Below are 15,381 nucleotides of genomic sequence, written 5' to 3'. Positions count from 1 at the left end.
GACTAATCAACTTTAAACCTGCCGATAAGTCCCTGCAGCTCATTGAACTGCTCTGACAAAGTCGAACTGGCCTTAGCAATTTCCTCGATGGAAGCCGTTTGCTCCTGGATCGAAGCCGACGCCTGCTCCGCTCCGGCTGCATTTTCCTCTGCCACAGCCGCCAGGGTCTGAATCATATCCAACACTTCATTTTTCTTGCTCTCCATCTGTTTTCCTTCCTCACTGATGTGACGAACAGATTCCGAAGAGTGCTTTATGGCTAGGGCAATCTCCTGATATTTGCTTTCAATCAGGCCGACCTTCTCGGTCTGTTCCTGCAGAATCAACTCCACCTGACCCATGGTCTTTACGGCACCGTCGGCGTTTTGCTGCAGGTTCCTCACCATCTCGTCAATAATCATGGTGGAGGAGGCGGACTGTTCCGCTAGTTTTCTTATCTCTTCGGCTACAACACTAAAACCTCGGCCATGCTCCCCGGCTCGGGCAGCCTCTATCGCCGCATTTAAGGCCAGCAAATTGGTTTGACCGGCGATGGCGGTGATCAGGCTGCTGGCTTCGCTTATTTTATCCGAGCTCTCGCTCGTCTTCAGGATACGCTCCGAAGCACTTTGGGTAGCAGCGCTGCTGTCCTTGGTCCTATCGGCCAGATCATTAATGATCACTAACCCTTGACCGACAAGTTCATTCACTTCTTGAGAAGAAGCAGCAACTGCTTCAAGCCCCTCCTCATTTTCTTTAAATAACTTGCTAAAACTCACCATATGGGCAGAACCCTCTGTTGTTACCGCGGCCTGTGAAGAAGCTCCCCGCGCAATTTCGTTAATCGTCTGTGCTATTTCTTCCGCAGCCGTGGCAGACTGCATGGAAGATGCCGTCAGCTCTTCGGAAGCAGAGGTAACTTCTGATGCCAACTCTTTTACCGAAGCGATAATATTGCGTACGGTGTCAGTAAAGGTATCAAAGTATAATCCCATCGTCCCCAGCTCATCTTTAGAATGAAGATTGACCCGTTTGGTCAAATCCCCATTTCCTTGGGCAATGTCCTTCAGAATTGTAATCATACTATTCAGAGGCTTAACCACTATCTTTTGAATGACGAAGATCGTGGCGATACTGATTAAAATGATCATGCCGAATAAGAGCGTCGTCTCAATAAACATAGTACTAATTCTGGTGGCGATCGTTTGATTGCCCTCATTATAATTCTGCCGGACACCATCAATTAACTTATCAATGCTGTCTTCCATCTGTGCGGCATAGGGATCAAATTTTTCCATATAGAGATTACCTGCTTCAGTCCCATCCTGGATATAGGTCTGAGCCATGGTCACTCCCATCTGATAAAATCCATCCAGATCCTGAGTCAGAAGCTTTGCTGTTTCAGCTTCAAGCCCCAGCTCCTGCAACTGCTGAATTTCTTCCTTTGCACTTGCATAATGTACAGCCGCCTCATCAAAGCCATCATCAAAACCGGGCATCCCCCGAGTCGCGGAAATATCCGTTAGCCACTGCTGAATCTGGATGATATCTTTTTGCAGGGCCAAAGAAGTCAGCAGTAGAGGAACATTTTTGTCCTCATGTTCCTGCGTTGTCTCTTTAATGGCATTTAAGCCGCCTAGGGTAAAGACCATCGATAAAACTGTAGCCACGACAATTCCCAACATCATTATCCCTAATTTTGTTCTAATCTTCATTCCTCAATCCACTCCTTTCCACGGGCTCTTCCCTTTCCAGCCTTCGGAAGTTCTCCCCCATCAGCAGCACTGCAGAAATGGGGAACCCCTCCAAACTTGCTCCCCTATTATACGTCTGCAAATTATATAATTCAATCCTAATTAAGAATTGTTATACAATATACTTGCAAATTTATTTTGAGTTCTTACCATATCAAAAGCGGGGTATCTTCGTCAGAAAATACACCCGCTCTTTTTTATGCGTTGTGACTTATGGATGGGTCAGAGGTTTTAAAATGGCTTCACCCTCTCCGGTTATCGGATGGCTGCGGTTAGACAGCTCGCGCTGTAGCTCCTGTTCAATTCTTTTAATGTACTCCAATGTATACTTATACTCCGCATTGTAGCTGATGCCGCATAAGGTTTTATCATATCTGGAGAAAGACATCAACGCGGCCTCACCGTTTTCACCCTTAATATCGAATTGGATGCTTGGATCGTTGTTTCCGTAGCCCTGACCATTGTATTCCACCGCTGCCACTGCGCCATGCACCACATTGAGGGTCTCTGCAGTTTTCTTTGCCAACTCTATATATTCCTGGGGATTTTGGGCGAGGGTTGCATCATAAGCTACTGAGACCTTTTCTTTTAAGGTTCTCTCTCTTACTACAGAAAATAATTCACCTGTCACAGAATCGACAGTGAAGGAATAGCTTCGCTCGCCGTCGATCAGTACATCGGCATACCAGCTCGAGCGGGGAAGGTTCTCGTTAGCCTGCTGATACCCCATTTCCACTACCTGTCCCTCCAGGCTCACCCCGTATACACTCCAAAGAGCCTGTGCTCCGATCTCTGCCGCCGCTTCCTTTGCTATATCCTTAGAGGTTGGAGTTTGCTTCTTATAATACTCAAGGTCAATTGCCCCCACCCTATAATTCGCTTTCTGGTAGCCTTCCGGCAAGCTGTTCTCCGCAGTAGTGGATGACTGTTCCATGGAGCCTGCATAATTGGTGGGAATGGCATTTGTTTTGTTATATTCTGCCGCTACAGCGATTTGGGTTATCCCCTGGAATACCATCGTGGTTGCTCCGATAAGCAATGCGGCTGCCAAAACCGTCTTTTTCAAACGTTTCCCTTCTGAACTGCTCGTTTTCATCTACATCTCTCCTTTATTGATTAATTTGTGATCACAGTAAGCAGTATAGGAAACCTGCATTATCGAATCGTTATCGAGTTGTTATGAAGTTGTAAAAGTAATTTTCGCTGTTGTCCCTTCCCCCGGACGACTGGTAAAGCTCAACTCCGCATGATGACTCAAAGCAATTTGCTTGCAGATGGCCAGCCCCAATCCGGTGCCGCCGTCGCTCCGGTTCCGTGATTTTTCTCCACGGTAGAAGGGTTCCGTAATCTGGGTGAGGACTTCGGGGATCATGCCCTTGCCGTTATCCTTAACGGTGATGACTTTCCTACCCCCTTCCATGACAGCACTCACTATAATGTGCCCCCCTTTTTCACAGGCCTTGATCCCATTGTCAATCAAGTTGATCAATAAGCTTTCCAGCAAAGCGGCGTCTCCCCAAAGCGTTCCCACTTCCATGATGAATTCTATTTTTATGTCTTTACCGGCAAGCCTGCCGTAAAGGGTTTGGCTGACCGCCTCAAAGAGGCTGGCTACTTTTAGTTCTTCCCAGTCGATTGGATTATTCTGCAGATTGGCCACGGCAAGAAGCTGCGATGCTATGGTTTGCAGGCGGCGGCTTTCCGACATGATGTAGTTTAAGGCCAACAGCCGGTCCTCTTCCGACAAAACAGCCTTTTCCATGTATTCGGCATAGCCATAGATAGCGGTCAGGGGGGTGCGGAGTTCATGGGCGAAATTATCAACAAACTGCTGCTTTTTATCTGCGGCATCCTTAAGCTCTGTCATTTGGCGCTGAATTTCCTCCGCCATGTGATTAAAGCTCTGTGCCATTTCGGAAAGTTCATCCTGTCCGGAAACGGTCAGCCTGGTTTCATATTCCCCGTTGGCGATATCTCTTGAGGTCTGGGAAATTTGTGTCAGAGGCCGGAATATCCGGTTCAGTACCAGCAGAAGGCCGAGAGCCAGTAGAACAGAGAGCACAAATCCTCCGAGAAACAGCATATTTTTCAAATGATTCCACGCCGTAATCCCTTCAGTTGTATCGTAGAGGTAGACCAAGGTATAAGAATCATAAGGAAGAGGGAGCTTTCCTGAGACGATGACATAGGTTTTATCGTTTGCTTTCCGTACCGTTGCCAGCCGGTTACCGTTCTCCGGAGGCTCCAGGAAATTATTCTGCACTATCATGGCATCCTTGTTGGAATAAATAAGCTGACCCTCCCGGTAAAGTGCAAGCCCCGCCTTGTTATCCCCAGAGAGATAGCTGTAAGGCTGAAGTAAGGAAGTAATGGAACTCTTGACATCTGTCCCCCGGCTTTCCACAGCACGGAAATCCTTGATCAGAGCGGAGGCAATAAAGTAGTGTTCGCCCAAGCTCCTTTCCTCAGCCCGGTTTATCGTATCCCTGAACATGGTATTGGAAACAAAGAAGATACCAAGGTTAAAAAAGATCAGGAAAAGCCCCAGGGTTGTTAAAAAGGTTCGCTGTTTCACCGGCTAACCTCCAGACGGTACCCAAGCTTGTATACGGTTTTTATCCGCTCTTCCCAGCCCAGCTTTTTACGCAGCTTTTGGATGTGTACATCCACGGTCCGGGTATCTCCCTCGAAATCATAGCCCCAAACCAGTTCCAGCAGCCTTTCCCTGGAGAGTGCGATATTCCGGTTGTTGACAAGCACTTCAAGGAGCTCATATTCCTTGGGGGTGCACTCCACCAACTGTCCGTCATGAAATACCTGACGGCTGTCAAAATCGATCCTTACTCTACCTGCTTCAAAACAGCTTGCAGCTTTCTGAGTACGCCGCAGAACCGCTTCAACGCGAGCCAGCAGTTCCAGCATTTCAAAGGGTTTTGTCAGATAATCATCCGCACCCATTGACAAGCCCTTGAGCCGGTCCGGCAGGCTATCTTTGGCTGTCAGAAAGATAGTGGGTGTGTTTTTCGCATGCTTTATTACCTCAAAGCCGTCCAGCCCCGGCAGCATAATATCTAAAATTATCAAATCGTAGGATTGGCACTGTATTTCCGATACAGCGGTTATCCCATCGAAAACAGAGGCACAATGATGACCTACAAGCTGCAGATTTCTTTTAACCAGCTCATTGATTGCCTCCTCATCCTCGACGATTAAAATGGATGCCATTGATCCACCTCCCTATAATATCTTTTGATTTTCTTTGAATATCTCGCTTTTTCATAGAATTCCTTACCAAACAAACTAGCTCACCACGGATAGAATTCGCATAGAATGCCTAATTCAGAGAATTTGGGTATAGCAAAGCAAACGTCTGCTTTTTTGGCATATGTTGGCCGTTGTAAACCCATTATTCTCACGGTGGTAAACCTCCCATGTCTAACAGGGTCAAGGTTAAAACCTGCCCTAAATTCCTTCGTTCCACCTATCCATGATTGGGTGTCAGTTATGCTCCTCAACCGAGTCTTTGCTCTAATGGTGAACTATGCGACTGACTACCAGCTCTTTTGTCTTGCTAGGTTACCTAGATTATTCGCTTCTGGGGTGACGCTTTAACCCAAAGATCGTTTGTTTCTTATGGTTTCGCTACTATTCCTCTTACGCAGCTAAATACTCAGCTGGGCGATGTATGTCTGTAATGAGCTTCTTCGGGTCATAGTCTGTACCCTTTGTTAATATGGCGTAGAACACCCGAATCAGTTTACAGCTTAAGGCAATTAACGATTGTTTCTTCTTCAGAGGGTTCTTACTCCTGGTCGTATAGTAGTTGTGTATCTCTGCAAACTCTGCGTTTTTTGCGACGAGTGGCATTACTGCCTGAAATAGAATCGCCCTTAGTCGTGCGCGGCCGCGCTTGCTGATCGTGGTCTGTCCTTTGTGCTTACCCGAGCTACTCTCTCGCAAGGCTAAGCCCGCAAGTTTTTGAATTTGCTTTGGAGAATTAAAACGCTTGATATCCCCAACTTCGGAGAGAAAACCTGCCACAGTAACAAGGCCAACACCTTTAATTTCAAGTAACTTGGCTACTTCGGGGATTTGACAACACAACCCATCAATGGTTTCAGTGACTGCCTGATATTGTGCCGTTTTAGTGTGATAGTCTTGGAGTAATAGCTGAATTTCCATTCGGGAACAAGACTCTCCTTCGGTGCAACCAATGCTCTTCTGAGCAGCTTCATACAGGCTCTTAGCCCTTTTCATTCCCACTGCTCTCAACTTGTTGTCTCTCCAAATTCGGTTGATTCCTTCTACTCCAAGCCTTTCAATGTCCTTAGGTAGCGGAGCAACTTGCAATACCAGCATGCTACTCGTGGCATCAAACTTTCCAAATACCGTTTCATGCTCGGGAAAGTAGATCTTCAGCCACCGCTGAATGCGATTTTTTATACTGTTCAATTCCTTTTGGATGCGCATCCTACAGGCCATTGCTATTCGCAGTTCTGCATAGATTCCTTCCGGGATATAGGGCTCATTGTATCTGCCCTCGATGACCAGCTTAGCGATGGTCTTGGGATCCTTAGCATCCGTTTTGCTGGGGTGGTTGTCATCAAGCTCCTTACTACGCTTTACATGGAACGGGTTGACGAGGACCAGCTTAATACTTTGCTCTTTTAGGTAAGATGCCAGGCTAAACCAGTAATGACCGGTTGGTTCTGCGCCTACCACTATGCATTCCTTTTGTGCTTGCCTTTTTAAACGTTCAATCCATGCATGGAAATCCTTGAATCCTTCAGCGTTGTTTTCAAACTTGAAGACCTTGCCCAGCTCGACTCCTCGCCAGTCAAATGCCCTGGCATAATGAAGCTCGCTGGCGATGTCCACTCCGATCACAATACTTCTTTCAGATAGTTGCTTTAGCTTCTCGTTTTGTGTAAAATTCATTGGGGATGACCTCCGTTATTTTGATTGGATTCTGTTGGCCAACAGTCCTTTCAAATTGTAACGTGAGGTCTTCTTTTTGACAAAGCTCATTTTTGACTACTACAGGAATGCTCCTTATTACTCGATAGTATCACTATTATGTTATAGAGTTGTAAAGTCAATTCTATTTGGGAAGTTCATATTCAAATTAGTAAATATCATTAATAACTACAAACAGATAAAAACGGGCTGAAAAATGTACTTTTTCAACCCGCTACACGACAGCCACTCAGCCTAATGCACAACTTTATTCTCCAAAAAAGAGAGAACTTTTTCGCAGTATTCCGTATCCAAATCTACGTTTTCTATATCATGATTCAGAATAATGAAATGCCCCGCTAAATCAGATTCACGCAGCCATCCCTCACATTGTTCCGGCGCCGCTTTTAGTAGACGATTCATATTTTCGTATGATACTTCCGTATCATTAGCACTTGCAATAAACAGAGCAGGTCGTTCACCAATATTCTCTACTTGTTTGATTGGCTTTATATCATTTACTTTATCACCAAAAACAGTTTGCAGTGACAACCTGACAAGGGGCTTTTCAATGTCACAAATAAACCTGGGGATATTATATTGCTTCATCGTGTCAACGACCACATCTTCAAAGCTGGAATAGGCAGACATTGCAATCAAACCTGTTATTTCGTCTATCTGGCCAAATGAATTTATAGCGATAGCCCCTCCCATAGACACACCGTGAATGACAATTGGAACACCTTTATAACGCTCCTGTTGTTTAATGTAATCCACAACAGCTTTTACATCGGCTGCTTCTTCATAACCAAGGCAGACCCTGTCTCCGCTGCTGTTCCCATGTCCACGAACCTCTAAAAGAAAAGATGCATACCCCTCACTTTTCATCCATTTAGCGTGACCATAAAAGTAAGTTACGGATGGTTGTCGGATCCCAGACAAATAAATGATAACTGCTTTCGGACTTTCAACTGTTACCTCTGACGCCCAAACCTCGTAATTATCCTCTGTTGTCAATATCATATCATTAGATGTCAATACAAAATCCGACGAGGTATACATTTTCTGAAGCGGGTGATCCTCAATAACACCATAATCAACATGTCCGTTAGTAGTTAAGTGAACAGCGACAGGCGGCGCAACCAATAACATTAATACAAAAATAGCTGCAAGAGCAATAATCACCATTGCCGCCGTCTTCTTAATTATTTTATTCACAGGATTATGCCTCCCAAATAAAACAAGAACTATGATCAATAGCTTGTTCCTAATTACACAACTTTTTCCCATAACATCACAATCCTGCAAAATATCCTTTTTACCGGTCTACCTCTTACTAGAACTATCTAGGGGCATATAGGCAAAATTCAAGGAATTACCCGATAAACTTCTGTTCTATTACATCATACATTCCACGGGTGGTTATGCGTATTTCCGGGATGACCGGCAGCGCGATAAAGGACAGGGCTATAAAAGGATGGGTATTGGCAGGTACCCCCATCTCATGAGCATAACCTATCATTTTATTCAAGGTATTATCCACAGATTCGTATCCGGCATCACTGATTAAGCCCATGATGGGCAGAGGCAGAATTGCCAGCACCTTCTTATCGCGGACAATGGTATATCCCCCCTGAACTCTCTGCAATTCCTGCAAGGCGAGAAGGAGGCTTTCATCGTTGTCACCAATAGCCACGATATTATGAGAATCATGAGAAACGCTGGTGGCGATAGCTCCATTGTGAAGGTTAAAACCAAGAACAGGAGCCACAGCGAAGTGTCCCGTATGTTTATGGCGTTCAACCACAACCACCTTGTTGTATTGGGCATTGGGAACAAAATAGTTATCTTCGGAGGGCAAAACACCCTGCAGATGCTTGGTTGTGATTTGGCCTTCGATAATTTGAATCAAGGAGGATTCAGAGGTATTGACGGCTAATTTCAGATCATCCGCGCTGAGGTCGGGAATGTGAACCGTCTTGCATAGATGTTCTGAACAGGGCTTAATTGTAATTTCCTTTTCAAAATTAACTTTTTTCCCCTTGTGGTAAACAGAATGGACCGATACCTCTTCCAGGCTGTCCAGTACCACAAAATCCGCCTGATATCCCGGTGCAATAGCCCCCAGTTCCGTCAGGTTGTAGCACTTAGCCGTATTGATGGTCGCCATTTTGATGGCTTTGATAGGAGGAATACCTAAGGCAATGCTCTTCTTAATGTTATAGCTGATGTGGCCTTCCCTTTGAATATCATTGATATGTTTGTCATCGGTACAGAAGGAAAAGCTCGCTGTATCCATGTTATCTTCCAGAATCCCCCGGACAATCGCCTCAAGATTTCTAGCGCCGGAACCCTCACGGATCAATACCTGCATACCGTTGCGTATTTCCTCCAAAGCATAGGCATAGTCGACGCATTCGTGGTCCGTCTTGATTCTTGCCAGGGCGTAGGCCGCCAGTTGCTTGTCCTGCAGATAGGGAGCGTGCCCATCTTTTATTCTATCCTGGAAAAGACGGAGTTTTTTTACCATCTCTTCTTCTGCTTCTATGACCGACACATAATCCATGACCTCACCTAAGCCCAAAATACGCGGGTTAGCCAGGTAGCGTTCCATCTTTTCCGCTGAAAAAATGCAGCCGTTTTCTTCAAAAGATACCGCAGGAACACAGGATGGCAGCATCAAAAATACATTAGCATCCAAATCCTCGGTCTGGTCAATCATGTAATCAAGACCTTCTTCACCTGCCACATTGACCACTTCATGGGGATCAATAATGAAGGTGGTTGTTCCCCATTGCAATGCGGAGTGAATGAGTTCCGGCGGAGCAACCAAAGTTGATTCCAGATGAAGGTGTGCGTCAATGAATCCCGGACACAAATATTTGCCGCTCAAATCGATTTCTTCCAGGCCATCGTATTTCCCGACCCCTACAATCATCCCTTCTTCAACGGCCACATCTCTGACAAGGATTTCCTCTGAGAATACATTGACGACCTCGGCATTTTTTAGTACAAGCTGTGCCTTCTCACGTCCCAGCGACTTTGAGGTCAGCTTTTTTAAATTGTCGTAGTTCATACACCATACCTCCTTAAAAAGTAATAAAAAAAGATCATAAAACATCTCAAATAAAACACAGCCAACAATTAAAAATCGCCGGTTGTATTTCATTCAAAATTCTTATAATCAACTATTTACGGTAGCTGGTAGAAACGTTCAACCTATTATGAACTTATATAAAAATTTTACTATTAAATTAAGTTTTCCTCTGGTCTTTATAACCCTTGTCGATAATTTGTTCTAAATTATAATCAGCTAAAGTGCAAATGTCAAGGAAAGAACAGTATATGTTATAATAGACGGTAGATGGAAATCAGGAGGATAGATTATGAGCATCGCCGTCAGAGAATTCACCCATGAGGATATTCCAGCTATGATTATGATCTGGAACGAGGTTGTTGATACCGGGATCGCCTTCCCCCAGATAGAACCCTTGGACGAAAAGAGCGGCCTGGAATTTTTCGACAGCCAGTCCTTTACCGGAGTAGCCATCGAACAGGATACAGATAAAATGGTCGGATTGTATATCCTCCATCCGAACAATGTGGGCCGATGCGGACATATATGCAATTCAAGCTATGCCGTAAAAAGCGAAGAACAGGGAAAACGTATTGGGGAGACTTTAGTGAAGCATTGTATCGCCAAAGCTAAGGAAATCGGGTTTCAGATATTGCAATTCAACGCCGTCGTAAGCACCAATACGGCAGCTCTTCATTTATATGCTAAGCTGGGTTTTGTCCAGCTTGGCGTCATTCCGAAGGGCTTTCTCATGAAAGATGGAAGCTATCAGGATATCATTCCTCATTATATAATGCTATAAGAAAATGCGCTGGTCGGCTGATGGTTAAGCCGGCCTGTTTTGTAGAGAAAGGGGTGGCAATATGAGCCGTGAACGGGGAAAAAAGCTGCTCTTTGGCGCCATAGCTGCCTGCGCTGTTCTGGTGGCCGGCCTTGGGAGCGCTGTGCTTTAGCAAAATTTCTTTCCTTCCGGCGGCATGGTCGGAGGCGGCGGCAGTCGTCACAGGCACTTCCCCGCAGGAGATCATCCGCTAAAGGATTTAAAATAATATCTTCTTATGACGATTTATTACTCTTGATATTCCTAATCACATTAGGTAATATACTAATATGATTAGGAAGGAGTGAAGTTGGTATGAGACTTATTCAGTTTGAAACGGTTTATCAAATTACTTTTATGCCACGTATCTTTCCTGTAAACTGTTATCTAGTTGAAGAAACAGATGATTTAACCTTAATCGATACGGGATTGAATTTTTGCTGGAAGGGTATTTTGCATGCAGCTTCTGCCATAGGAAAGCCCATTGCGCGCATAGCGCTGACACACCCTCATGCAGACCACATAGGATCATTAGATAAATTGAAGGAACAATTGCCTCAAGCTGTCGTGTACATATCCGAGCGGGATTCATCCCTTATGTATGGTGACTTTACTTTAAAAAAAGGCGAACCGAAGTTCCCGGTACGTGGCGGGTTCAAAAAGAATTTACAAACACGGGCTGATCTATTGGTTTCTGACGGGGATTTCATTAAATCACTAAGAGTAATTTCTGCACCCGGTCATACCCCCGGTTCTATCGCCTTTTACGATATACGATCAAGAATTCTGATCGCCGGAGATGCCCTTCAAACCAGAGGCGGATTAGCTGTCGCAGGAGATACGAGAATCCTGTTTCCATTTCCTGCCGTAGCAACCTGGCATAAGAAATCGGCAGTAAGAAGTGTTGAACGACTGAATGAGCTGGATATTCAACTCTTAGCTGTAGGACATGGAAAGGTACTCAAAACCCCTGGTCCCCAAATTGAACGCGCCCTTCAACGAATAAGAGAAAAGCTGCGGTAGGTGAAAAACATGGTGAAGAAAGGGTTAGATAGGGAGACCGTGCTTCAAGCCGCTGTGAAAATCGCGGATGAAAAAGGTCTCAACAATGTAACATTAAAAGAACTTGCAAGCCAACTGAAAATCAAAACGCCTTCCCTATATACTTATGTCGATGGTGCGCAAGGATTGAACAGTATGCTGGCCATTTATGGACTGAACTGTCTCAGAAGTGAGATGGCGGAAGCTGCCATTGGGTTATCCGGCAAAGATGCTGTTCATGCCATAGGCAAAGCCTATGTTAATTTCGCCCGAAACCATCCTGGGCTCTATGAAGCTACTCAATGGGTAGATAAATGGCAAAGCGAAAAGGCCGCGCAAATATCTGATGATATTTTGAGCCTTGTTGCAAAAGTCATGTCCGCATTCCCTCAATCCAAAACTGATATTACTCATATCATTAGAATGTTCAGATGCGTATTGCATGGATTTGCTTCTCTCGATCAGAATCATGGTTTTGGTAATCCGGTCAGCGTGGACAAGAGCCTCTCTATTGCAATAGAGATAATGCTGTCCGGTATGCAAACCGATCTTACAAATATAACTCATCAATCAAATTCCGGTATACTCCCTTGAAAAAGCGTGATTTTCAAGAAAGAGGTGGCAATTATGAAAGATAAAAAAGTTGCTATTGTAACATGTGGCAGTTCAGGCATGGGGCTTGCCAAACAGAGATACGCTGTGCAGATCGTATCCCTTTAAAGCGGATCGGAAAGCCGGAAGATATTGCAGATATGGTGGCCTTCCTAATAAGTGAAAAAGCCGGTTACATAACAGGAAGCTCTTTTCCGGTTGATGGCGGGGTATCTTCCTCAAGTATATATTCAAAGTAACTCTTTATTGGTATCTTCTCAATTCATTTGTTTTTATTGGGAGGTTCCTTTTCCTCTTTCCTGTCTTTTTCCGGGTATTGTTGGCAATGGTCAAGAAGACAATTCCCTTTTTCGTTAGCCATCATACAATGCTCCCTATGCTTGACGCACCTGTACCAGCCATCGTTTTCACTTACGAATGCCCTGCTCATTAAGAACCATCCTCCTTTCTTTTCATCATGTTTCTTATATTATATCATCATCGTATATAACTTCATCGGGGCGCTGGAATAATCACCGCGTTTATAGGTTGAACGAGATAAAATGGTAAATGCCAAATGACGACAGCGAGCCAATTTAGGCTCGCTGCAATTACACTTATCACGATGTGTCATAAGCATTTGTACTCAAGATAAAAATATTACATTTCTTCGCTATAACGTATTGTGAGATATATTTGTACGCAGAACCCAAACACATAAAGTGCGACGGTAGCAAGTATCATCCATAGTGGTAAATCGATAAGGATCATTAAAAATGGAATAACAATTAAGATTCTTATCATGATATCAAAGGCCTTAGCTTTTGCTTTATTGGTAATGGCAACAGTACGCTCATCCTTTGATTCAATATCACTCTGTTTTTTTATAGCTGGGTGCTTTTTGTAATAAAGATTCATAATTAAATTCGCAACATTCATGCCGATTAATCCTGCACCTATACCGATACATAAGCCAGCAATAGTTTTTAAGTTATCGTCTATCCCAAAAATCCCAACAGCTAAAACTATCACTCCTAACAGTATAAAAATTATATAGCGGGTGGCATGATTATCTTTCATATTTATTCCTCCTCATAGATAAAAATTTCCTCAATAGACATTTTAAAATATCGAGCAATTTTGAATGCAAGTAGTATTGATGGATTGTAACGTCCATTTTCTAAAGAACCTATCGTTTGCCTGGAAACTTCCAAAGCCTCCGCAAGCTCTTCCTGCTTTATGCCATGTTGTTTCCTGATCTCTTCTAGTCGATTCTTCACTATAACACTCCCCTCACAGTATAATGGAAAGCTCACTTTACATTCATGCTACACCTGGAGACTTCAAATGTCAAGTATGCTTTCCATTATAATTGGTCAATAATCTGAAAGCCTTAAACGGAGCCCTCCCATCGCAGAAATAAACTAGGATGAAGGGCTCCGTTATCTTTTAGAAACTCTTAATAATCTGAGCAGTTAGCAGGAACCCAGACAGCAACAGACGGGAAAATTATAACAAAAATAAAAGCAAACTTCCCTATTGACTTTAACAATATTAAAGAGTACCATTAACATAGTTAAAATCACAAAGAAAGGCGTGGATTAAAACTATGGAAGTCATTCCTGAGTGGATGTCAAATCTGGATGATGAAGATGTCGCTTTCACAAAAAACTTCTTGCTTACATCCGGTTCACTAAAAGAAATAGCAAAAATCTACGGTGTAACCTATCCAACTGTGCGTTTACGCCTAGACCGTCTTATTCAGAAAATCAATATTAGTGAAGATGCTTCAAATGACCCCTTTGTTTCCCTGATCAAAAGATTGGCCGTCAATGAAAAAATCGATTTTGACACTGCAAAAATATTGATCACGGAGTACAGAAAACACTCTAAGAAATCGGAGGAATAACTATGTTTATAGCAACAATCATGTTATTTATTAGCGGGATTCTATCCATCGCTATTGTTGTTGGAATCTTTTTTGCGATAAAGTACTTTATAAAATATAATGCAGATTTGAAACGCGGCAAGACGCAACAACAAGAAGAACTTGACCGTATGAAAATTGATGATTTGTAATACGACTTGCTGTTCAGGAGGATTTCTTAGTGTACAAAGCTTTATTTTTGGATGTAGATGATACCCTTTTAAATTTCGAGCAATGTAGTCGAGAGGCACTGTGTAAAACATTTCATCATTTCAGCATCACATACGATGACAAAACTTACGACTTATTTCGGAGTATAGACGATCAATTATGGCTTCTCCAAAAGCAAGGCACACTCTCGGTTCAAGATGTCCTAAAGCTTAGATTTCAACAATTATTTGAGCAATTAGACCTTCGGCATGGCCCTACTGCATTTCAAAATGTGTTTCAAGAAAAATTATCGGAAGAGTATTTCATGGAGCCCTATGCAGCGGAATCTGTACAGTGTTTAAGCGCACATTACAAGCTTTTTGTGACCTCCAACGGCATTCTGAAAATGCAACTGAAACGACTGGAATTAGCCGGTTTATTGTCTTATTTTTCGAATGTATTTGTATCTGACGATATTGGGCATGAAAAACCCAGCGCAAAATTTTTTGATGAATGTTTCAAAAGAAGTCAGCTAAAGCCCAGTGAAGTACTTCTCATAGGAGATAGCATTAAAGCTGATATGATAGGGGCCAAAAACAGTACTATTGATTCTTGCTGGTATAATCCAAAGCACAGAAGCAAAGATTGTGATGTAGAAATTGATTATATTATTTCGGATTTGTCACAGCTAAAAAATATCTTGCTATAACCGCCTCGACCCTCTGTTGAATCGCTTTACTGTATGTGACTTTTCGTAGATTTTCTTGGTAAAGCTGATTGCTGCCGTCAGCAGGAACAGGCTGATGACGGTGCCTTCCCGCGCAAAAAGCGGCAAGGAGAAAATAAGCGAAAGCAGAACCGAACCGGCTACCGATAGGATATCCACTCCATAGCGGATACGAGAAAACGCAACTCCGGTCTTTTCCGCCAGCAGGGCACAGGCGCTTTCGATGGGAAACGTCATGACCTCCAGATTAAGCACCATTCCAATAGAAGCCCCCGCTATGCAGGTGCCCAGGACAAAGACCAGCAGTTGCAGGGGATAGCCTTGAACCAGCCAGCTTCCAAGCGGAATATCTGGGCGTAA

Annotated in this window: 17 protein-coding genes, 1 pseudogene and 1 riboswitch; of the genes and pseudogenes, 7 read left to right on the top strand and 11 right to left on the bottom strand. The window is 43.7% G+C overall.

Going from position 1 to position 15,381, the window contains the following annotated elements:
* Positions 1–2: 2 nt before the first annotated feature.
* The 7 genes from DESDE_RS07700 to ade form a co-directional block, all read right to left on the bottom strand.
* Complete coding sequence (locus tag DESDE_RS07700) at positions 3–1,694, bottom strand: methyl-accepting chemotaxis protein (protein WP_014793474.1); 1,692 nt, start codon at positions 1,692–1,694, stop codon at positions 3–5.
* A 250-nt stretch (positions 1,695–1,944) separates the two neighbouring features.
* Entirely contained in the window at positions 1,945–2,829 is an 885-nt protein-coding gene (locus DESDE_RS07695) for a hypothetical protein (protein ID WP_014793473.1), read from the bottom strand.
* An 81-nt stretch (positions 2,830–2,910) separates the two neighbouring features.
* Positions 2,911–4,308: a sensor histidine kinase gene (locus DESDE_RS07690; protein ID WP_014793472.1), complete on the bottom strand. Its 1,398-nt coding sequence runs from the start codon at positions 4,306–4,308 to the stop codon at positions 2,911–2,913.
* Complete coding sequence (locus tag DESDE_RS07685) at positions 4,305–4,958, bottom strand: response regulator transcription factor (protein ID WP_014793471.1); 654 nt, start codon at positions 4,956–4,958, stop codon at positions 4,305–4,307. Before DESDE_RS07685 ends, DESDE_RS07690 begins: the two co-directional genes overlap by 4 nt.
* A 429-nt stretch (positions 4,959–5,387) precedes the next feature.
* On the bottom strand, positions 5,388–6,671 hold the full coding sequence (locus DESDE_RS07680) for an IS110 family RNA-guided transposase (RefSeq protein WP_014793470.1): 1,284 nt from the start codon (positions 6,669–6,671) through the stop codon (positions 5,388–5,390).
* 273 nt (positions 6,672–6,944) lie between these two features.
* Positions 6,945–7,907, bottom strand: a complete 963-nt coding sequence (locus DESDE_RS07675) for an alpha/beta hydrolase (RefSeq protein ID WP_014793469.1) — start codon at positions 7,905–7,907, stop codon at positions 6,945–6,947.
* 157 nt (positions 7,908–8,064) lie between these two features.
* Positions 8,065–9,765, bottom strand: coding sequence for an adenine deaminase (gene ade, locus DESDE_RS07670; protein ID WP_014793468.1), 1,701 nt, complete (start codon positions 9,763–9,765; stop codon positions 8,065–8,067).
* Between the two features lie 85 nt (positions 9,766–9,850).
* Positions 9,851–9,947, bottom strand: a riboswitch (purine riboswitch).
* A 128-nt stretch (positions 9,948–10,075) separates the two neighbouring features.
* Here ade and DESDE_RS07665 point away from each other — a divergent pair.
* The 4 genes and pseudogenes from DESDE_RS07665 to DESDE_RS07645 form a co-directional block, all read left to right on the top strand.
* The gene (locus tag DESDE_RS07665; RefSeq protein WP_014793467.1) at positions 10,076–10,567 is read left to right on the top strand and encodes a GNAT family N-acetyltransferase; all 492 of its coding nucleotides are present in this window, start codon (positions 10,076–10,078) and stop codon (positions 10,565–10,567) included.
* A gap of 333 nt (positions 10,568–10,900) precedes the next feature.
* The gene (locus DESDE_RS07655) at positions 10,901–11,608 is read left to right on the top strand and encodes an MBL fold metallo-hydrolase (RefSeq protein ID WP_014793466.1); all 708 of its coding nucleotides are present in this window, start codon (positions 10,901–10,903) and stop codon (positions 11,606–11,608) included.
* A gap of 9 nt (positions 11,609–11,617) precedes the next feature.
* Positions 11,618–12,220, top strand: coding sequence for a TetR/AcrR family transcriptional regulator (locus DESDE_RS07650; protein ID WP_014793465.1), 603 nt, complete (start codon positions 11,618–11,620; stop codon positions 12,218–12,220).
* A 92-nt stretch (positions 12,221–12,312) separates the two neighbouring features.
* A pseudogene (locus tag DESDE_RS07645) lies at positions 12,313–12,477 on the top strand (SDR family oxidoreductase); the annotation flags it as partial.
* A 23-nt stretch (positions 12,478–12,500) separates the two neighbouring features.
* Here DESDE_RS07645 and DESDE_RS22030 read toward each other — a convergent pair.
* The 3 genes from DESDE_RS22030 to DESDE_RS07635 all read right to left on the bottom strand — a co-directional run bounded on the left by DESDE_RS22030 (position 12,501) and on the right by DESDE_RS07635 (position 13,497).
* Positions 12,501–12,668, bottom strand: coding sequence for a hypothetical protein (locus DESDE_RS22030; RefSeq protein ID WP_014793464.1), 168 nt, complete (start codon positions 12,666–12,668; stop codon positions 12,501–12,503).
* Positions 12,669–12,877: 209 nt separating this feature from the next.
* Positions 12,878–13,297: a DUF2178 domain-containing protein gene (locus DESDE_RS07640; RefSeq protein WP_014793463.1), complete on the bottom strand. Its 420-nt coding sequence runs from the start codon at positions 13,295–13,297 to the stop codon at positions 12,878–12,880.
* A 2-nt stretch (positions 13,298–13,299) separates the two neighbouring features.
* Positions 13,300–13,497: a helix-turn-helix transcriptional regulator gene (locus DESDE_RS07635; protein ID WP_014793462.1), complete on the bottom strand. Its 198-nt coding sequence runs from the start codon at positions 13,495–13,497 to the stop codon at positions 13,300–13,302.
* 329 nt (positions 13,498–13,826) lie between these two features.
* On the opposite strand from DESDE_RS07635, the gene DESDE_RS07630 reads away from it, so the two are divergent.
* The 3 genes from DESDE_RS07630 to DESDE_RS07625 are packed head-to-tail and all read left to right on the top strand — an operon-like array spanning position 13,827 to position 15,003.
* Complete coding sequence (locus DESDE_RS07630; RefSeq protein ID WP_014793461.1) at positions 13,827–14,126, top strand: DUF2089 family protein; 300 nt, start codon at positions 13,827–13,829, stop codon at positions 14,124–14,126.
* Positions 14,127–14,128: 2 nt separating this feature from the next.
* The gene (locus tag DESDE_RS22025; RefSeq protein ID WP_014793460.1) at positions 14,129–14,296 is read left to right on the top strand and encodes a hypothetical protein; all 168 of its coding nucleotides are present in this window, start codon (positions 14,129–14,131) and stop codon (positions 14,294–14,296) included.
* A gap of 29 nt (positions 14,297–14,325) precedes the next feature.
* On the top strand, positions 14,326–15,003 hold the full coding sequence (locus tag DESDE_RS07625; RefSeq protein ID WP_014793459.1) for a YjjG family noncanonical pyrimidine nucleotidase: 678 nt from the start codon (positions 14,326–14,328) through the stop codon (positions 15,001–15,003).
* Here DESDE_RS07625 and DESDE_RS07620 read toward each other — a convergent pair.
* Complete coding sequence (locus DESDE_RS07620) at positions 14,998–15,351, bottom strand: DUF6198 family protein (RefSeq protein ID WP_486599223.1); 354 nt, start codon at positions 15,349–15,351, stop codon at positions 14,998–15,000. The genes DESDE_RS07625 and DESDE_RS07620 overlap by 6 nt on opposite strands.
* Between the last annotated feature and the right edge of the window lie 30 nt (positions 15,352–15,381).

Source organism: Desulfitobacterium dehalogenans ATCC 51507, from assembly GCF_000243155.2.
GTDB classification, from domain to species: Bacteria; Bacillota; Desulfitobacteriia; order Desulfitobacteriales; family Desulfitobacteriaceae; genus Desulfitobacterium; species Desulfitobacterium dehalogenans.
Note: the sequence above shows the minus strand (reverse complement) of the source record. Positions and strands in the feature narration are given on the sequence as shown.